The organism is Colwellia sp. PAMC 20917, assembly GCF_001767295.1.
Taxonomy (GTDB): Bacteria; Pseudomonadota; Gammaproteobacteria; order Enterobacterales; family Alteromonadaceae; genus Colwellia_A.
In genome coordinates, this window is sequence record NZ_CP014944.1 from 4,554,567 (window position 1) to 4,575,600 (window position 21,034).

Consider the following 21,034-nt stretch of genomic DNA (forward strand, 5'->3'; position numbering starts at 1 on the left):
TTTTAAGGGATAACATACTAGGTGCAATCAACAGTGCAACAGTCAACTCAATGGACAATTAACGCTTCACAAAAGTTAAGTTCAGACCCTCTGTTAGACAGTTTAGTGCTTATAACAGAGCATTATGGTAACCCGTGCTCTCCTGAAGCGCTTGCGGCTGGTTTACCACTTACTGGTGCTAATCTTACACCCGAGCTGTTACCTCAAGCAGCATCTCGCGCAGGGTTAAGTGCAAAATTAGTGCGTAAAGGCTTAAATGAATTACCCTCAATGTTGTTACCTTGTATTTTGATGCTGAAAGATAAAAAAGCCTTAGTATTACAAGAACTAGATATTGAAAAAAATATAGCAACAGTTTCTTTACCTGAAACTGGCGGTGAAGAACAGCTAACTATTGAGGAATTAGAATCGAGTTTTGTTGGCTATTTATTTTTAATAAAGCAGCAATATCGCGGTGATAGAAATTTCGATGTTCATCTTAATAGTTCAAAAGAACATTGGTTATGGCAGAAAATTAAGAATACTTCATCGATATATCGAGATGTGATTATTGCATCAGTAATGATCAATATTTTTGCTCTGGTATCACCACTTTTTGTGATGAATATTTATGACAAAGTGATACCTAATCTCGCTTTCGAATCACTTTGGGTACTAGCCATTGGTGCCGGTGTCGCTTATATCTTTGATTTTATTTTAAAACAACTTCGTGGTTATCTAATTGATGTTGCGGGCAAGAAAATTGATATTGAAGTTTCTTCAAAACTATTTGCTAAAGTAATTGGTATACCGCTTGAAAAACGCTCCCCAAGTGTCGGTGGAATGGCAAAGCAGCTGAGTGAATTTGACAGTGTCAGAGAGTTTTTGTCTTCTGCGACAATAAGTGCCTTAGTTGACTTACCTTTTGCTGTGCTTTTTATGTTTTGTATTTGGCTTGTTGCAGGAGACTTAGTGATGTTTCCAATTATTGCCTCAATACTTATCATTGGCTACACCTTGTTAAATCAATCTAAACTTCGTAAAGCGATAGAAGAAAGTAATAAGTTTTCGGGTTTACGCCATGGACATCTGATCGAGTGTTTAAGCGCTTTAGAATCTATTAAAGCTAATGGCGCCGAAGGTGTTGTGCAAAGAGCATGGCAGCAAATGGTTGGTCATACCTCGACCTGGTTACTTAAATCTAAAATGATCACTAATTCGGTGTTAAATTTTGCGAGTTTTATTGTACAAATATCAGTAGTCGCCGTTGTAGTGTTAGGTGTCTATCGAGTATCCGAAAATTTAATCTCTATGGGGGGAATTATAGCGGCTGTTATGTTAACCGGTCGTGCTATATCTCCTATTGCTAAGCTTGCTGGCCTAATGACGCGCTCTAATCAAACCTTAAGTGCTTTGAAACAACTTGATACTTTAATGGAGCAAGAAGGCGAATTTGAAGACAAAGCTCATTTGGTAAGTCGGACAAAACTCAGTGGCAATATAAATGCTGAAAATATCAGTTTTAAGTACCCTAATGCAGAAAGCGACTCTTTGCAGCCAATGTCAGTAAAAATTAATCAAGGAGAAAGAATTGCCATTGTTGGTCATAATGGTTCGGGTAAAACAACGCTAGCTAAATTACTATTAGGTCTTTATCAGCCAAGCAAGGGTAGCATTCAATTTGATGGTTTAAATCACCGGCAAATTCATCCTAGCGATTTGCGAAAAAACATTGGCTATTTACCACAAGATATTGTCTTATTTCATGGTACCATCCGCGACAACATCCTCTTCGGTACTCGTCAAGTTACTGAATATCAACTTATTAGAGCGGTTCAACTGTCTGGTGTCAGTGCTTTTACCGATCATAATAGTCAAGGCCTTGACCAACAAGTGGGGGAAAGTGGTAGTGCATTATCACGTGGCCAGAGACAGTCAATTGTTTTAGCCAGAGCGATATTAAATTCACCTCAAATATTACTGTTAGATGAGCCAACCGCGAGTCTTGATGCTCGTGCTGAAAAGAAGTTTATTGAAGCAATCAATGCAACGGCAAAAGATCGCACTATGTTATTAATTACCCATAAAATGGATTTATTAAAATTGGTTGACCGCATTCTTGTTTTAGATAAAGGTAAATTGATTATTGACGGTCCAAAAGATAAAGTATTAGCGCAACTCAAAGGCGAAAATTTAAATCAAGAGGCGAACTTATGAAGGTTAGCCAACAAGACCTAGAAATGGCTGACGATGTATATGGTGCAATGCTAACGGAAGTGCCAAGTTTACATCGGTTAACTATATGGGCAATGGGCGGATTACTTTTTTGTTTTCTTATTTGGTCATATTTTTCTGAACTACAACAAGTTACATCAGGAATGGGCAAGGTCATACCATCAACTCAAGTACAAATTATACAAAGTTTAGATGGTGGTGTATTACAAAAACTCTTTGTTCAAGAAGGTATGCAAGTAATTAAAGGGCAACCGATTGCAAGTATTGATGATACTCGCTTTAGATCTGACTTTGCAGAACAAAAACAGGAGGTGAGTAGCCTAAGAGCGAATGTCATTCGCCTTAGAGCCGAGCTTTCAAGTATATTGATTGGTGTTAGCGAAAGTTGGCAACGACAAATAGAAATAAATATAAAAGTGCCTGTTTATCCAGACGATTTGCAACAAAACGCTAAGTTTATGGTTGAAAGACAACAAGAAGAGTATTCTGGAAGAATAGATAATTTAATCAATCAATTAGCAATTCAAGCCCAGCAGATACAACAAAGGGAACAAGAAGTTGCTGAATTAGTTTCGAAAATTAATACCTTAAAAATAAGTTATGAGATAGCCAGTAAAGAACTCGACTTAACACGACCACTTGCGGAAAAAAATATTGTTTCAAAAATCGAACTCTATAAGTTAGAACGTAGTGTGAATGAACTTAAAGGTGAATTAAGTGCGGTTCGTTTGTTAGCACCAAAATTAAAGTCTGCCATACAAGAGTCAATTTTAAATCGTAGAGAAACAGCACTTGCTTATAAAACAGAAGCGAGATCAGAGCTTAATGAATTAGAGAATAAACTATCTCGAATTAATGAATCACAGGTTGGTGCTCAAGATAAAGTAACGAAAGCATTAATTTTATCGCCGGTTATTGGTACTATTAAAACTATACACATTAATACCTTAGGTGGAGTAGTTAAGCCGGGTGAAACCATTGCTGAAATTGTGCCCACCGAAGATAAATTGATGGTAGAAGCAAAAATTAAACCCAGAGATATAGCGTTTATTTATCCTGGGTTGCCAGCTGTTGTTAAGATCACCGCCTATGACTTTACACGATATGGCGGGTTAACGGGTAAAGTAGAGCACATAAGTGCCGATACAACACAGGATGAAGAGGGAAACAGTTTTTATCTTATTAGAGTGCGCACTGATGCTTCAAGCATTAAGAATAAAAATGGCAAAGAAATGCCGATTATTCCAGGTATGCTAACAGATGTTGATGTTATTACGGGAAAGCGAACAATTTTAGAATATATTTTAAACCCCATATTACGGGCGAATGAGGCTGCACTAAGAGAACGGTAAGGCTTGTCTAATAGTAATTAATAATAAAAATATGGAGTATTTATAAATAACATTATGTTTAAATTAAATAAAATAACTATGGTTTGGTGTTTAGGCTTATCGGGATTATATTCTGCTAATAGCTATGCCCAAAGTTTAGAGGCAGCCGTTGCGACCGCACTTGATACACATCCTGATATTCGTCAGACATTTGCACGATTTAAATCTAAAGAAGAAGATGTTAATCGTGCCTCAGCAGGCTATTTTCCAACTATTGATTTAACTGCTGGTTATGGTTATGAATATACTGATACCCCCGGAAATAGACGAAATGCTACCATCGGCGATGACGGTGAAACTGAATTAGCCCGTGGTGAATTTGGTGTTAGTATTAAACAAATTCTTTTTGATGGCATGTACACGAGTAATGAAATAGATAGAACTAAATTCGAAGCGAGCGCTGAGCAATGGACATTAATTGCCAATGCAGAAGATCTTGCGTTACAAGTGGCTAAAGCCTATTTAAATTTTATAAAAACAGATGAGCTTGTTAAATTATCAGCAATAAACATTGCCTCACACCAAGTCATTTATGATCAAATTAAAGAACGTACTGATTCAGGACTGGGTAATATTGCCGACTTGTCTCAAGTTACAGGGCGGCTAGCTCGCGCGCAAGCTAACATGATTTCGGCGCGTAATAATAACCTTGACGCTAGGTCACAATTTATTCGTTTAACGAATACACAACCGAGTAACCTTGTGCTACCAGTACCTGATGCTGATATGTTACCTAAAAATAAAGCAACGGGTTTAACTCTAGCAATAAAACGTCATCCGGTAATTAAAGCTGCTCAGCAAGATATTAATGCGGCTCGTTCATTTAAAAGCTCAATAAACGCTAGATATTACCCAACCTTATCTTTAGAACTCGGCGTGAATTCTGATAATGATATCGGTGGTGAAAGCGGTATTAATCGATTTGGCGCTGACGTAGGTGGTCATCGAAACGATGCAACAGCAATGCTGCGCTTGCGCTACAACTTTTACTCGGGTGGAAAAGACATAGCTACCGAACGAAGTGCAGCCTATAAAATTTCAGAAGCGCAGGAAATTAATTATAACGCTCACCGTCAAGTTACTGAAAGCTTTGGTCTGTCGTGGAATGCTTTTGAAATGTTAGCTTTACAAAAAACATATCTAAAGCAACATGTTATTACATCTAAAGATACGCAGGCAGCCTACAAACAGCAGTTCGATATTGGGCAGCGAAATCTTCTCGATCTGCTTGATACCGAAAATGAATTGTTTCAAGCTCGTAAGGATTACCTTGATGCAGACTTTAATGAATTAAGCGCTCAGTATCGTTTGTTAAATGCAACAGGCCTGCTACTTGATTCATTGAGAGTAACAAGATCATCAAAATGGAAAGGTGAACACGAATACGAACAAGGAGCTTACGATGAATAAGTTATCAATTAAGCCAATAGAAGTTAAGACAAAATATTTAGTGGTCGCTTTTGCAGTATTATTTATTAGTGCTTGTGCTGATACTTCTGTAGTCACATTAGAAGACTCGGTACAGCAGCTTTATGATTTAACTGATTATGACAGTGATGGTGTAGTAAAAGCGCGTGAAAAATGTGATGGGACTTCTATTGGTGCTGCGATTGACAATTATGGTTGTGGTACTCAAACGTCTAAAATAATGCCTTTTAAAATTGATGTTAAATTTGTTAACAATTCTTATCAACTGTCAGACCAAGCAAATGTAGACATCAGTAAGTTAGCAGAACTTCTTAAAATGAATCCGCAAATCAATGTAGTGATTGAAGGGCATAGCAGTAAAGTTGGCGTGGCAAAATTAAATCAACTGCTGTCAAATAATCGCGCTAAAGCGGTTGCTTTGGTGCTAATCAATGATTTTAAAATTAATGAAGAGCGTATCTCTTCAATCGGTTATGGCTTCGAACGCTTAGAAAACTTAGCTGATACTGAACAAGCGCATGCTGAAAATCGTCGTATAATGGCTGAGATATCTCATATAGAAAAAATTGATGATCTCAAATGGACCATTTATACAGTGAACCAAGCTAATTAATTATTAATGAGTAGCATTAGAAGAAGTTCTTTTTTTAAATGGATGGTCATCAAGCCCATTCAAATGCTTCTCATCACCACAATATGTTTAGCGGCTATATTTGCTCAATCTACACAGCCCCTTAATGAAAAAGAAATTGTCTCATCATTAGAAAAAAGTTATGGAGAAAGAGCAGGTAAAAGAGGCAAAGCCTGGTTTAAATTAATGCAACCAAAAGTTCAACATTCACCCTTAGAAACATTACAAGAAGTTAATCAATTCTTTAATATGTTTAGGTTTATTGATGATAGTAAACTTTGGGGTGTGAGCAATTATTGGGCGACACCTATCGAATTTATCGGTGTTAATGGTGGCGATTGCGAAGACTATTCAATTGCTAAATATTTTACCTTATTAGAGATGGGTATTGCGGATGAAAAAATGAGGATCACTATGGTAAAAGCCGTCAAACTTAATCAATACCATATGGTACTCGCTTACTACGAAACGCCTAGTGCCGTACCATTAATTTTAGATAATCTAGACGGTGTAATAAAACCCGCAAATCAGCGCAACGATCTGATCCCTATATATAGTTTTAATGCCAGTCAATTATGGTTGAACAAAGCAAAGGGGCAAGGAATTCTTAGTGGAAAATCATCAAAGCTTAAACTTTGGCGAGACTTAAGACAGCGTATAACTACTTCAAAACTTAAACAACCCAAAATTAAAATGGAGTTTTAAGACCATGACCCTATTTAGAGAAATAAACTCATTACTGTTCGCACTTTTTTTACTAGTTATGACCAGTTTAGTTTATTTTCAATTTACACAAACCCGCGACTTTATGAATCAGCAGATGGATTCTGATTTAAACAACACTATAACTTCGTTAGGTTTAATGTTGAGGCCTCATATTGAAACTGGAGATGTAGCCACAGCAGAAACCTTGGTTAATGTCATTTTTGAAGGCGGCTTCTATCGCAAGGTGACCCTTAAATGGCTGGTTGATGGCAAAGAGCAAATTTGGGAAAATCCAATTGTTATTGAAGGGGTTCCACAATGGTTTATCAATCTAGATTTATTTGCCATACAAAAAAAAGAAAGTTTAATTACCTCAGGTTGGTTGCAACTAGCAACAATTGAAATTGAAGGTCACCCCGCGTTAGGTTATCAAGAGTTATGGCGGGTGATGAATGACACTTTGATGATTTTATCTTTTCTTTTTATTCTTTCTATTATTGTTTTAAGGTTCAAATTGAACCGAATTTTAAAACCATTACATAATGTAGCTATACACGCGAAAAACATTTCACAACGTAAGTTTGGTCAAGACCTTGAGTTACCGAAAACTATAGAGTTACAAGATGTCGTTGGCGCGATTAATTCGATGTCAGGACAGTTAAAACAAATATTTTCGACCTTGGATGAAGAGGTTAATGAATTAAAAGAAGATAAATTTATCGATCAGGTTTCTCAATTGCCTAATCGACAATATTTGTCTGCACAAATCAATAATTGGTTAAATGAGCCTGGATTTGGCGGGCTTATTTTAGCTAAGTTTGATTGGCTTGAAGATGTTCATAGTAAGTATGGCTATCAAGGCCGAGATGAAATTATTAAAGTTGTGTCAAAACGAATGCAAGCCGAGTTACCAGAAATCAGCGAATGTATTATTGCACGAATTGCCAACACCGAATTTGCATTTTTGATCACTAAAGCAGAAAAAAGCGTCATAAAAGTCTACTTGCAGTCATTAATCAGGATCATTAATCAAGAGATCGCAAAAGCAGGTTGCACACCTAATACTCGCTTTGCCTTAGGTGTTAGTCAACGGATTGATAACATGAACTCGGCTGATTTATTATCTCAATCTGATAATGCACTACAACAAGCACAACGCGAGCATAAAATAAGCCATTGGATAGATGCGGATCAACCACAAAAATATAGCCGTGAACAATGGCGCAGTAAATTGGTTGATTCTATTAATAACAACCATTTTAGCTTTCAATGGCAGCCAATTTTAGCTATGACGACTCAACAAGTTATTCAGCGCGAAATATATTGTCGTTTATACATAGACAAACAAATTGTCACCGCATCTGAGTTTATGCCATTTATAGAGTTGTTATCGTTAGGTGCTCAGCTAGACAGATGTTTATTGCAGTCAATCGAACAGCAGAATATTTTGGCCCTTGCAGATGAGGGGATCGCGATTAATTTAACGCATGATAGTTTAAAAGATCCACTATTTATTCAATGGTTAGCGCAATACCTTAAGCAGTCCGCCTATGCAGAACGTATTTCTTTTGAAATACCCGAATCAGCAGCCATAACCTCGTTTGATCAATGTTATCAGCTAGCAGAAATTGTTAGAGCAGCGGGTGCTAAGATAGGTATTGACCAGTGTGGTCGCCAAATGGGCTCTTTAGAATATTTACAAAAACTCCTACCTAATTATATTAAATTAGACTTATCTTTCGCTTATTATGAGAAGTTAAATCAAAATAAAGAACTTTGCCGTGCGCTAGTCAATGTGGCGAAAGGACTAAATATCTCGGTTATTATTACTGGAATTGAAGACCAAGCGCAATTAGCAGATTTTAATTCATTAAAAGCAGAGGGTTATCAAGGTTATATTTCTCCAGTTGAAGACGTTGATATTAATCCCAGTTAAATTTATGGGTGTTAAAGTTCTAATGGGTTAATGATTTAGCTCACCTATCTAGATTAAGTGTTTTTTAGGCACTATTTTATGAAAGAGACAATATCCATCTTTTGTCTCTTTAAGGAATGCTATAAGCGGAGAAAATTTTTATCAAATATTTACCCATGTATAGCAACGCCAGTAAAATATGAAAAGGTTACGTTTCTTAATCTAAACCCTACAAAAAAACAATTAATCACAATAGGATTAATCAATCGTTAGCGAAAGTAAACAGCATTATTGTTTTGCTGCACAGAATCTTGGACCAAAGTACAAAATAAGTAGATGATTAGCGATGTGTTAAATAAACGATTTATCTTAAAATAAACAACCACAAGTCATTAGAGGTATGTCATATTTAATATTATGAGTTATCCATAGTTTGTTCAAATTCCAAGGATTTAGAATGACAAGTATCAATAATACTAAAAATTTTAATTTATCGAGGTTTATTAAAAACCTAGCACAAAGTATCTTATTCTTATTATTTTTAACACAGATAGCAGGGTGTTCATCTTTAAACGATGAGTCCGTTGTTGAAAAAGCTATAATAAGTGAATCCCCCTTAAAAGGCCCCTATGAAATAGCGGCTGAAGAAAATATCCCAAGCGTAATCAGCTATGAAGAGCCAGAAGATTCATTAAGGTTTATCAATGAGCCCATTTTTAAATTTAATGATAAAGTATATCGCTACGTACTTAGTCCATTCGCAGTAGGTTATCAAAAAATTGTTCCTTTGCCGGTTGATCAAAGTATTCGAAACTTTTTTTACAATTTACGTGAACCGCTTTACGCGTTAAATCATTTATTTCAAGGAGAGCTTTCTAAATCGGGTAACAGTCTTGCTCGAGTGTTGGTAAATAGTACCATAGGTTTGTTTGGATTATTTGACCCCGCCAACAGCATGATGGAACTGGAGCGTGATAAAACGACTTTCGGAGAAACTCTTGCTTCTTATGGCGTCGGACATGGTGTTTATCTTGTTTTACCTTTACTTGGACCTTCAGACTTACGTGATACGGCATCATTATCGTTCAACTACCTAGCACACCCACTTAATTTCATTAATGATAAGAGGGCAGCTCAACAATTACTATTTGTTGATGGTATTCAAGCACAAACGCCTATTTTAGCTAAGTATCCACAGGTATTAACTGATGTTGAAAACCCTTACGAGTTTACGCGTAATTTATATATGCAAAGCATCCAACGAGATGGTCAAGAGCGCCGTAATGAAGTTTTTAAAACCGAAAAGCAAAAGCAACAATAACGCCTTTTTTAGTACTTCTAACCCAAAAGTGGAATAAATATGTTTAAATCGAGTGCAACCTTTTGGGCTTATACCAGCTGTATTATTTTTTGCATACTCACGGCGACATTAGCCTGGCAAGCGAAAAATTTTGAGATTGATGCTTCAGCAGATACTTTGTTAGTCGATAACAATAAACATTACATTTTAACCCAGCTAGCTAGTCAACGTTATGGCTCTGAAGAATTTATACTGATTGCATTTAAACCGAGTAACAGCCAGTTATTTTCGACAACTAATCTTGATATCTTGTCGGAACTTGGCAGAAAAATAGAGAAAATAGCTCGTGTTAAACAGGTCAATAGTATTGTTAATGTGCCTATTTTTTCTTCTGCTAAAACAGTCTCTGCGGATGTTGAAGACTTAACTTGGGAAAATAGAAAGTTTGATGAGCAAACGTTCTCGCTAAGTTTAAAAAAACACCCTTTGTATGAGGGCTTGCTTATTAACAAAGATCAAACGGCATTGTCGTTGCAAGTTGTTTTTAAGACAAATAAAAAAGTTGAACAGATAAATGACGATATTATTGACATTAAACGTCACTTATTAACCCGAGAACTCACCGATAAAGAACAAAATGCGCTTGAAGCGCTAAAGCAACAACAGCAGAAACTTAATAAGCAACTCGAACAAACGCGTATTGATGAAATTGAAAAAATTCGCGCGCTTCTATTACCCTATAAAAAAGACGGAGCCTTTTATTTAGGCGGTAATAATTTATTGTCATATGAGTTAATTCAAATTATCCAGAATGATTTAGTTCTTTTTGGTGCTTTAATTATTCTGGTGGTTATTGTGTTGTTGTGGTTTTTGTTTAGACAAGTAAGTTGGATAGTTTTACCCATAGTTTGCTGTGCAACAAGTGTTGTTATGACGATAGGTTTACTCGCAGCACTGGATTTTAAAGTTACTGTTATTTCAGCGAATGTATTTGCTCTGCAAATTATTTTGTCTTTAGCGATGATAATTCACCTAATTGTACATTACCAAGAGTTGGTGTTAAAACACATCGATTGGGATCATCAAACACTTGTATTGGCAACCATTAAACAAAAAATAAAACCCTGTTTTTATGCAGGTTTAACGACCTCTATTGGTTTTGGCTCACTTATCTTCAGTGGTGTTCAGCCAGTTATAAGTTTTGGTTGGATGATGGTTGTTGCCATGCTGGTTAGCTTCATTGTTAGTTTGGCTTTTTTCCCCGCATTACTGTTAGTCATTTTTAATAAACAAGGTTTTGTTAAGCAGCATCATCAGATTGAAAGGGGAATGAAAGGCGCAGCAACTTTTGTTATTAATCAGCCAAAAAAGATTATTATTATATCTACTTTGATCACCCTTGTTGGTGCCTTGGGTTGCCTAAAGTTAACGGCAGAGAATAGTTTTTTAAATTACTTTAGTGAATCAACCAATGTTCGAAAAGAGCTGACTTTTATCGATCAAGAGTTTGGTGGCTCGACGCCATTTGACCTGTTATTGAATATTCCAGATGAGCAGATAAAATCAGGATTAGTTATCTCAGCCAGTGCAGTGCAGACGGTAACAAATATTCAAAATATGTTAGCAAAAGAGCAAGCCATTGGTGCGATAACCTCAATTGCTGACTTCACTAAAATTGCTCAAGTGGTCTATGGTAAACCGCTGACAGAATATGAACTTACCGCACTCTACAAAAGTTTAGATACTGAGTTACAGCAGAAACTTTTTGGCGCTTATTTTTCAGAAAAAAATAATCAAATACGAATTTCTATGCGGGTTCAAGACAGCACTAAAGACCTAAATAGAGCCGATTTGTTGGCACATATTCATAAAGAATTATCTGCAATGGGCATTAAAGAGCAGCAGTATACATTAACTGGTTTGTTTATCCTTTATCAAGATGTACTGTCACGTTTACTCGATTCGCAAGTGCTGACAATACTCATTGTTTATGGTGCGATGGCGATAACACTGATGATTATATTTTCATCGTTCAAAGTTGCCTGGATTGCTTTGGTGCCTAATTTTATTACTACCGTAGTAATTATGGGTGTCTTAGGGATATTTTCGATTCCGCTAGATTTAATGACTATTACTATAGCCGCCGTAGCCATGGGAATTTCAATGGATGATACCATTCATTATATTCACCGCTATATAGAAGAAATGGAACTTGGCCAAGCAAATAGCGATGATTGGATTAAGCGGACAAATTTATCGATTGGCTATGCCTTAATATATACGACTACCGTTATTGTTATCGGTTTTGGCACCTTAATATTTTCTAATTTTGTGCCAAGCATATTATTTGGTTTACTGACCAGTGTGGCGATGATAGTTGCTCTGGTTACCGACATCACAATATTACCGGTATTATTGAAAAAATATTTAACTAAAAATAACCTTAAACAAAGTTAATCATTTTAAAGATATTAATCGAGTTAATGAAACAGTGAAAAAATTTAAATATCAAATCATACGTTAAGTACTGATCGGCTACTGCGAAAAAAAGATAAGGGAGAAGTTTAATTGTGGTGGTTTTTTCTTTATAAATAGTTATATATTTCAATAAGTAACTAGTTATATGAGCCTGCAATTAATGGTCTTAATTTAGATGCTTGAATATAAGCCCGTACAGACCCATATTTACTTTTTATATTAAACGAATTTTAAAATACATTTTAGTGAGATTTACTATGACTGATTCACCTATTCAAATAGTTTGCGCAAGTTGCGGTACGAAAAATCGTCTAGCTAAGGCCAAGCTCAATGACCAGCCTCTATGCGGAAAGTGTGGTAAAGCAGTGCTTTCTATTAACCCTGTTATTGGTAGCGATAAAAACTTTAGCCGTTATATTACCGACAATGGTTTGCCTGTTGTTGTCGACTTTTGGGCACCGTGGTGCGGGCCTTGTAAACAATTTGCACCCACTTTTGAACAGGTTGCTGCAGATATGTTTACACAGGCTTGTTTTGTGAAGTTAGACACTGAAAGTAATCAAAATACCGCAGGAGGGCATAGTATCCGTTCTATTCCTACTTTAATGATATTTCATCATGGTAAAGAAATTGCTCGAATGTCCGGCGCCTTACCCAAAGCACAGTTTAAACAATGGTTAAGTGAAAATTTGCCAATGACAGGCACATTATAAGTATCTTAAAGAACATTCTTTATAGGTGCTGGGGTTACTCACAAGGGACAAAGATCGCCTTTGTGAGTAACAAGTTAAACGATTTTATCAGTTAACGTTATTCGTTTAATAGCGAGATGAAAAAGCTCATTTCTAAAGCTTTTTCTTTTAAACTTTTAAATCGTCCCGATGCTCCGCCATGGCCAGCGTCCATATCTGTCTTAAACAACAATAAATTATCATCTGTTTTAAGCTCTCTCATTTTTGCTACCCACTTCATTGGTTCAAAGTACTGAACCTGAGAGTCATGTAATCCGGTAGTCACCAGTATATTTGGGTAGTGTTGAGCAGTGATATTATCCATTGGTGAATAAGATAAAATATCTTGGTAGGCTTGTGCTTCGTTTGGATCACCCCATTCGTCATATTCATTGGTGGTTAGCGGTATGCTTTCATCGAGCATCGTTGTTAACACATCTAAAAAGGGCACATGAGCGCCAATGCCTAAGTATAGTTCCGGTGCTTGATTGACCACAGCACCCATTAATAAGCCGCCAGCGCTACCGCCAGAAGCAAATATTTTATCTTTAGCGCCATATCCTTGGGCAACTAATGCCTTAGTAACATCAATAAAGTCATTAAAGGTATTTTGTTTAAGCGCCTTTTTACCGGTTTCATACCATTGTCTGCCTAACATTTCTGAGCCACGAACATGGGCAATAACATAAACAAATCCTCTATCAAGTAAACTTAACGTTTGACTCGAAAAATCAGGGTCTATGGTTAAGCCGTAAGCACCATAACCGTATTGAAGAAGTGGGTTGGTACCATCTTTTTTAAAACTATTGCGACGATAAACAATTGATACCGGTACTGCTACACCATCACGAGCGTTAATAAATAGACGTTCTGCTTGATAATCGTCTTGGTTAAAGTCTCCTAAGACTTGTTGCTGTTTCAGTAATTTTCGCTCACCTGTTGCTAAGTCAAATTCAAATAAAGAATCGGGTGTTGTTAAGCTAGAATAATATAATCTTGCGATGGTACTGTTTGGCTCTGGATTTTCGTCAAGACAAGCAAAATAACAGGGGTCATCAAAAGATAGTGGATAGTGATGACCGGCATTTTCTCCCTGTGTTGTGTGCACGATAAAACGAATTTGACCATTTTCTCTTTCGGTTATTACAATGAAACGGTGAAATAATTCGATGCCTTCAACGAGTACATTTTCTCTGTGGGGAATAACTTCTTGCCAGTTATTGATATCATCAATTTGTGCAGCTGTTGCTTTCATTAACCTGAAGTTTTTAGCTTGATAGTTAGTCACAATATAAAAAAACTCACCCATTTTATCGGCGTGATATTCATGTTGTTCTTGATAAGGTAATAATTCGGTAAACTGACCATTGGGCTCATCGGCACTGAGTACTAAGTAATGTGTAGATTCAGTGGCATGTAAACAAATATAAAGTTGAGAGTCATCTCTGCTCTTATCTAAGCTGATATAAAAACGGTGGTCGTCTTCTTGATAAACAAGCACATCATCAGCTTGTGGTGTTCCTAATGTATGGCGATATACTTGTGTGCCAAGCAAGGTCTCTAAATCTTTCTTTACATAGAAAAGAGTTTTATTGTCGTTCGACCAAACAACTTGTCCTTCAGTTTCAACAAGAATATCGGCTAAATAAGCATCTGGCCCATCAGAATTTTTTGTTAAATCTTTAAAATTAATGGTATAGATACGACGGCTGTCGGTATCTTCAGATATTGACATGATTTGGTCATTTTGACTTATTGATAAGTCGCCTAAATCATAAAACTCATGATCTTGTGCGCGCTGATTAACATCTAATAAGAGTGTTTTATTTGCACCGGTAAAACTTGTTGCTCGGTAATAGTTGGAAAACTCTTGCTCGCCATTAATTTCACTGTGATACCAATATTTTCCATCTTTTGCTGGAACGGTATTATCGTCCTTAACAATCCTGTCTTTAAGTTCATTAAAAAGTAATGCTTGTAAAGGTTTTTGCTTGGCCAACATGGCATCAGCATAATTATTTTCATCATTAAGGTGTGCTAGAACTTTTTCATCACTGCGCAGGTCATCACGCATCCAATAATAATTATCGATGCGTTGGTGATTGTGTTTTTCCATCTTGTGAGGAATTTTTTTAGCTATTGGTGCAATAATTTTTTTGTCTGATGACGCTGATATAAATGATGATGTTGGCACTAAGTGCTCCTAGTTAAATAATAAATGAGATGAGAATAATTTAGAAAAAGCGCGATAAAAATCTATCGCGCTTTTTTCAATTAAGTGAACACTTGCCAAGAGGCTATGGTGAGCTCGTTATTTTCTCATCTTAATGATCAGGTTATCTTCGATAAACTTTAATTGCTCAAGTAAAATCTCTTGTGAATCACCTGACATAAATACATGACCCACTTCGCTACTGGTACTGTCGTGTGCGTAAACTTCATCTCCAGCTGCAATATTAAGTTTAAATTGGTCTATTTCTTTGAGTGTTTTGCATTGCTCTATACCTGAAATTTCATCAATAGTTCCTGGGCCAGGATGGATCATAAGCACGCAAGCAAATTTATTAGCTTTGACAGGTAACGGGGTTGGAGTCGCTCCAGTTTCTAACTCAACATAGGTTTTCCATGGGTTAAAACCATAGGCATATTGAATGAGTTCCATATAGTAACCACCTGGCGGGCGAACGGCCATTTCACCAAATACTGGCCCCGCTTTGGTTAGATAAAATTCAGCATGTGTCATACCATTTTTAACACCAAATCCTTTGATGACTTGATCATTTATCGCGATAATTTTTTCTTGCAATGCGAGGGTTAAATTTGCCGGTAATATTGATTTTTTCCACTGGTGAAGATAGTCGGTTACATTATGAAAAATTGGCACGCCATTATGGATCAATGTTTCTACGCTAACTTCACTACCTTCAACAAAAGCTTCAGCCAGTAGGCCAGACTTTGAATGCAATGCTACTTCCGCTAAGGTTTTTAGCACCATAACACCTCTTGCACCCGATTCGGCCACAGGTTTAACAACAAGTGGTAGGCCTAACTTATCAACTAATTCTTGTGGCGTATCGTTGTCATTGATGAGATGGAATTTTGTAATAGGAATATTATGTTCTAAAGCTTTGAGCTTCATCTCGTTTTTATTATGTAAGATACGGGTAATGTTAAGTGGCGTGCCTGTAAGTTTGAATTCTTGACGAACCATAGCCGCAATATCGACACTTGATTCAGTGGCTGCGATAACATATTCAATATTAAATTCACGTATTGCAGCTATTTCAGCTTTTAAAAGCATTTTTTCTGCGCTTTCAAATGATGTTTCAATACAACCCGACAATTTTTCTTTTCGACTTTCGTGAAGGGGACCATCACTCCAGAGAAAAACGTTATGACCCAGCTTTAATGCGGCTCGATAACATCGACCTCTTCTACCCACGATTAATACATTCGCCACTCAATACCTCTGATAATTTCTAAATCACATATTTATCTGCTGAGTCTAGTGAATATATATAAATTAATATATAAGAATATTTAGATTATTTAGCGCAGTAGAATAGGGGGATGAAAATTTCAAACAGTCGGAGAATTCTGGATGGTCGTTGTATTGTTAAGTAGGGTCTGGCAGCGAGGTAGATAACGCTTTGCTGACCGATATTTAATATGCCTTGGAGAAGGCATATTAGCTTATTAATTTTTATTGATAAGGCTTAACGGTAAAACGCTTCAACTTTGCCTTTAGCTGTCATCAAAAGTGGCTGGCCACGACGGTCTAACGCTTTGTTCATAGTGACTTTTACCCAACCTTCGCTGATGCAATACTCTTCAACATCAAAACGTTCTTTGCCATTAAGTCGAATACCTATCTCGTGTTGAAAAATTTCTTCTACATGATGTGGGCTGCGGGGATTACCTGATAGGCGATCGGGTAAAGCGGGTAGCGATGTAGTATCGTTCATTTTTGTGACCTATGATAAAAAAATTGCGCTATTGTAGGCAATATATAGATAGCGCTCAAGCGCTGTTGTGATAAATTTTTAGCCTTTGTTTAAAAGTTTAAATAAACCTCAAGTTTATAACGCCGATAAAGGGGATAATCTTCGATACTTAAAGCGGTTATTGAGTAGAAAAACTAAAGGCTATCCAAGTCAATCTACTCATCATTGCAATACTGTTATTAGAAGCGCCAATCCTTGATAATTGGACTTCTACTCCCATCGACAAACCATAATGCCACAACTAAACCCTCGGTATCATTGGTGACGGTAATTACAGTTTCAAAGACCGCCTCATTCAATGATGTTCTTAGTAAGCAGCTATCATAATTAATGTTATAGCTTCCATCGCTATTTTCTTGATAATCACTGCATAGTGATAAATAGGCAGCTTGGTCATCATCATCAGACCTGATTATTTTTAAATTAAATGAACGCTCACTATTTAATGAAAATCCATTGGGTACTGATATATCACCACTGGTTTGTGCACTACTTTCTAACACGGCGCCTGCTTCTAGGGGACTAGTTTCTGCTAAGATAAACTCAGTTATCACCGGTTGGGTTACAATTGGGTCGGGCAAAATAATTTCTGGCTGTTGTTCTTCTACTACCGGTTGTGGCGTTACTAATACTGTTTCTCCAGCTGAACCACCACCACCACCGCCGCATGCTGTTAATAAAGCACTTAATAGAACACTCATATATAGCTTATTCATATGTCACTCCTTTAATCTAAAAATGTGTTTTTTATATTGGCATTATTTTCTATAAACCAGTCATCATCAATACGACCCTCATTGATAATAAAGCTAGAAAACAAGGGGTAAGCGTAAATTACATCCATGTATTCCAAAGGATATTGCCATTGTGTACCGACATTGACCGCCCAAGGCATGCCATTCTCATTAACAAAGTAACGCTTGTTTTCGGGGTCGCTCTTGTCTTCACCTCTGTTAAAAAAGTCTGTTCTAAAAGCTTCGGTAGGCGCTTTATTGGGTAAATGTATTTCGTATGCTCTACCAGGAGCCTGTCCGAATACATAACCATGTTCATAGTTTTCAGTAGCGAATAAAAACGGGTCATAAGGGAACGCAGGCATTTCTTCGTTAGGAATAGCATGGGTCATTGGCAGTGTCATTGAAAAGTGCATTTGAATTTTAGAACCACAACCCGGTTCACTTCGGTAATACTTACAGTTTTCACCTGCACTTACATAGTCCCATACGTCGTTGGTAATTATTGCGATGGCTTTCTCACGTCCTTGCTCTAAAGGTGAGGTGAGCTGAGGTACGTTGTTTATGGTATAGCGGATATCATCTTCGTTAATCGTTTCTCTGCTAATACCTGGCAATTGAAAAGCAAATCCGTTGTGATAAGACCCGCCAACAGCGGCTATTTGTCCTTCAAGTTTCACTCGAATAACTTCACCATCAAGCATATATTCACTAATACGATAGTTCATCACTAAGTCATTGAAGTCATAATCGCCTACTATTGGCCAATTGTCTTCAAAGGCGATAGTAGCCCAGCCAGCAGCACTTGGGTAATACTGTATGCTAACGTTAGCTTCTGTTATATCCACAAGATAATCTTCAACTTCACCATCACTAACACCACCCGTTGGACCTAAGTCGGCAGTACTACTTATTCTAAAACGCGCCCAAGTACTGTTCGCTTCAGCCCATGTTGGCACTTCATATGAAATAACATTACTACCTGCAATAACAGGTAACGCATCAATTATTTTCTCATCGGTTCCAAAAACACCGTTACCATCAAAATCAATCCATGCATTTACAAAGGCTGAAGATGAAGCAACAAGTTGTAGAACTGCTAGATTACCAACTTCTATACCTGTGACAAAAGCAACACCATCATCATCATTATTACCGTCTGTTTCGTCATCACTTAGTGGAAATTGAAAGCTATCAAATTCGGCATCAACATTAGCACCCATAAAGATAGAATTATTTTCAGTACTATGGCGAGCACCATTATCTTCAGCAGAGCTACCGTACGATGCAGGCGCATCACCAAAGTCAATGCTCGCTTTTTCTGTGGAAATAACAGGGGCTAGGGCACAGCGGGCACCATCGTTATTACTCGAACTGGGTCCATAAGCATATAAAACAGCAAGTGAGTTTGCTTCTTTAGTATCTATTTTAAAGATTTTACCGTCGTTGTTACGACTAATATAAAGGTTTTCATCGACATCAAAGTAAATAGCGCCAAACGTACCTGACTCACCAATATTATTAATTAATTCTGAACTGCCATTATTAACATCAATACGGTGAAGGTTACCGATATTATCAACACTATAGGCCAAACCATTAAAGGGATGAAAGGCCATATCAAAGATACGCAAATTTAAACTACTGCCATCGATAATACGTTCTGCAACTAAATAATTATCGGCAGTTGGATCTAATGAGATAGCGAATAAACCGTTGGTGTTACCAGGGCGGTACAAATAAAAGACATTGCTATCAAGGGCAATATCGCCAACATAGAATGATACATCTGGCATCCCAGTAGTCGGTAATGGGGTCACTTGATAATTATTATTAATACGGACAGGTCCAGCAAATTCCGTGCTCCAAGCATAAAGGTATTGGTCATGAAAATTAAAGCCCATTGCATTAAGTTTATTTGTTGTGCCCATAGTATTTGATAGTTGTTGATATTGACCGGTAGCCAATTGCACACCAAATAAAGTTGCTGAGGTATCTTGTATTAAAAAGGCATCGGTTGGACAAGCAGCAAAGGGTTGCCCAAAAATAGCTTGGCCCACCGATAAAGCTACACCATTTATACAAGCTTCTTTGCCGATGATGCTATCTGCACCAAACTCAATAAAATTAGTGGCTGAAAAAGCACCGCCACAATCATCACCTATACCCGCAATTACAGCATTAGCACCGGTCTGAACAAAGCCTTTTGCAAATATATAACCTCGAGCTTCTGCACCTGCGCCAAGTTGTGTGTAACCAGCTGAGCCTGTTTTATCGCCAAGTACATTCCAGATAATAATGCTGTTATCTGTTACATCTTTTAGTATTATCTTTGAATCTGCGGCTAAACTTAGGTAATTAGCAATGTTGAAAATCCATACACCGTCAACACCTTTGCCATCTAGGGTTAGTGTCTTACCGATAGCGATTGATAAATAATCTATGGTACTGTAAATACCCGCTTCAAGTGTTTCATCATTAGTACCAAAAGACGTCGATATAAGTTCTGTTCCAGTACCTAAATCTTTCAATGTTACTTGTAACCTTGTAATTAAATCTTCTTGATTTGTTACTAAGTTAGGGATGGGAGATGCCAGCAAAGAATTTGCCGTAAGAATACCGTCTATTTGGACCCCTGCGCCTATGGTTGTGGTTGTACCTGCATCTATGTTGCCATGAAAAACTGAACCGGCACCTATAGTTACTGTTGTGCCTGCAAAAACATCACCAGATACTTCTACTGTTGCATCTATTGTTACTGTAGTTCCTGCTGTTAGGGCGCCAGCTATTATCGCACTCGCACCAACAGTGGCTGTGGTTCCTGCTTCAATATCGCCATTAACCAGAGACGCCACACCAAGTGTTGCTGTAGTTCCTGCTTGGATATAGCCGACAACAGCTGCGTCGGCGCCAAGGGTTGTTGAGGCTCCAGATTCTACATTTCCACCTACAATTGCATTTGCAGCAAGTGTTATGGCTGTTGCACTTTGAATATTACCGCCGACAACTGTCCTCGCGCCCATCGTTATATAACTACTGGCATAAAGTGATTGGTTATTTAGCGCTGAATCTAATAAAGGTTCATTACTAGCCTGTGTAGTCGATACGGCAAAAAACAGACAAGTCGATATGACCAAACTCGCTTGTTTTGCTACGCGTCTATAATGTATGGCGTCATTACCCATAATATTATTTATTAATGCGTTAACATCAATATTAGCCAAATTGTGATCCCAAATATAAGCATTATTCCTTTTCATCTTACTACCCTCAATTGTATGTAAAATTCTATTTGTTACTTAAGATAGGTATTGCAAGTAATGAACCAAGATGGATTTGTTTTTAAGCTGTTGATATTGTATGTTATTTTTATTATCTGCCTTGGTTGTTCTATTTTTGTTTTGCGAAAATTATCATTTTGCAAAATAGAATAAAGTAAGGTTAATAATTTACTAATGGGGACTCATAAAGCATCAAGCCGCTACTCTATTGTGATGCGGCTT

At 37.2% G+C, this 21,034-nt stretch carries 14 protein-coding genes; 9 read left to right on the forward strand and 5 right to left on the reverse strand.

Going from position 1 to position 21,034, the window contains the following annotated elements; genetic code table 11:
• Positions 1-21 precede the first annotated feature (21 nt).
• From A3Q34_RS19415 to trxC, 9 genes are all read left to right on the forward strand, one after another.
• Positions 22-2,196, forward strand: a complete 2,175-nt coding sequence (locus A3Q34_RS19415; protein WP_070376843.1) for a type I secretion system permease/ATPase — start codon at positions 22-24, stop codon at positions 2,194-2,196.
• Positions 2,193-3,566: an HlyD family type I secretion periplasmic adaptor subunit gene (locus tag A3Q34_RS19420; RefSeq protein WP_070376844.1), complete on the forward strand. Its 1,374-nt coding sequence runs from the start codon at positions 2,193-2,195 to the stop codon at positions 3,564-3,566. The genes A3Q34_RS19415 and A3Q34_RS19420 overlap by 4 nt, the downstream gene beginning before the upstream one ends.
• 54 nt (positions 3,567-3,620) lie before the next feature.
• Entirely contained in the window at positions 3,621-5,015 is a 1,395-nt protein-coding gene (locus A3Q34_RS19425; RefSeq protein ID WP_070376845.1) for a TolC family outer membrane protein, read from the forward strand.
• Positions 5,008-5,646 (forward strand): OmpA family protein, encoded by a 639-nt coding sequence (locus A3Q34_RS19430; protein ID WP_070376846.1) that lies wholly within the window; start codon positions 5,008-5,010, stop codon positions 5,644-5,646. The genes A3Q34_RS19425 and A3Q34_RS19430 overlap by 8 nt, the downstream gene beginning before the upstream one ends.
• Positions 5,647-5,709: 63 nt before the next feature.
• Positions 5,710-6,369, forward strand: coding sequence for a transglutaminase-like cysteine peptidase (locus A3Q34_RS19435; protein ID WP_231907396.1), 660 nt, complete (start codon positions 5,710-5,712; stop codon positions 6,367-6,369).
• Positions 6,370-6,373: 4 nt separating this feature from the next.
• Positions 6,374-8,305 (forward strand): bifunctional diguanylate cyclase/phosphodiesterase, encoded by a 1,932-nt coding sequence (locus A3Q34_RS19440; protein WP_070376848.1) that lies wholly within the window; start codon positions 6,374-6,376, stop codon positions 8,303-8,305.
• Between the two features lie 436 nt (positions 8,306-8,741).
• A complete protein-coding gene (locus A3Q34_RS19445) occupies positions 8,742-9,605 on the forward strand; it encodes an MlaA family lipoprotein (protein WP_070376849.1) in 864 nt (287 codons plus the stop codon).
• Positions 9,606-9,644: 39 nt separating this feature from the next.
• Complete coding sequence (locus tag A3Q34_RS19450; RefSeq protein WP_070376850.1) at positions 9,645-12,041, forward strand: efflux RND transporter permease subunit; 2,397 nt, start codon at positions 9,645-9,647, stop codon at positions 12,039-12,041.
• Positions 12,042-12,319: 278 nt separating this feature from the next.
• Complete coding sequence (gene trxC, locus A3Q34_RS19455) at positions 12,320-12,775, forward strand: thioredoxin TrxC (RefSeq protein WP_070376851.1); 456 nt, start codon at positions 12,320-12,322, stop codon at positions 12,773-12,775.
• A 97-nt stretch (positions 12,776-12,872) separates the two neighbouring features.
• Here trxC and A3Q34_RS19460 read toward each other — a convergent pair whose 3' ends face one another.
• The 5 genes from A3Q34_RS19460 to A3Q34_RS20285 all read right to left on the reverse strand — a co-directional run bounded on the left by A3Q34_RS19460 (position 12,873) and on the right by A3Q34_RS20285 (position 20,791).
• On the reverse strand, positions 12,873-14,987 hold the full coding sequence (locus tag A3Q34_RS19460) for a S9 family peptidase (protein WP_083278106.1): 2,115 nt from the start codon (positions 14,985-14,987) through the stop codon (positions 12,873-12,875).
• A gap of 117 nt (positions 14,988-15,104) precedes the next feature.
• Complete coding sequence (locus A3Q34_RS19465; protein WP_070376852.1) at positions 15,105-16,253, reverse strand: ATP-grasp domain-containing protein; 1,149 nt, start codon at positions 16,251-16,253, stop codon at positions 15,105-15,107.
• A gap of 256 nt (positions 16,254-16,509) precedes the next feature.
• Positions 16,510-16,758: a DUF3297 family protein gene (locus tag A3Q34_RS19470; protein ID WP_070376853.1), complete on the reverse strand. Its 249-nt coding sequence runs from the start codon at positions 16,756-16,758 to the stop codon at positions 16,510-16,512.
• Positions 16,759-16,976: 218 nt separating this feature from the next.
• Positions 16,977-17,513 (reverse strand): hypothetical protein, encoded by a 537-nt coding sequence (locus A3Q34_RS19475; RefSeq protein ID WP_070376854.1) that lies wholly within the window; start codon positions 17,511-17,513, stop codon positions 16,977-16,979.
• Positions 17,514-17,524: 11 nt separating this feature from the next.
• A complete protein-coding gene (locus A3Q34_RS20285; RefSeq protein ID WP_083278107.1) occupies positions 17,525-20,791 on the reverse strand; it encodes an LruC domain-containing protein in 3,267 nt (1,088 codons plus the stop codon).
• Positions 20,792-21,034: the final 243 nt, after the last annotated feature.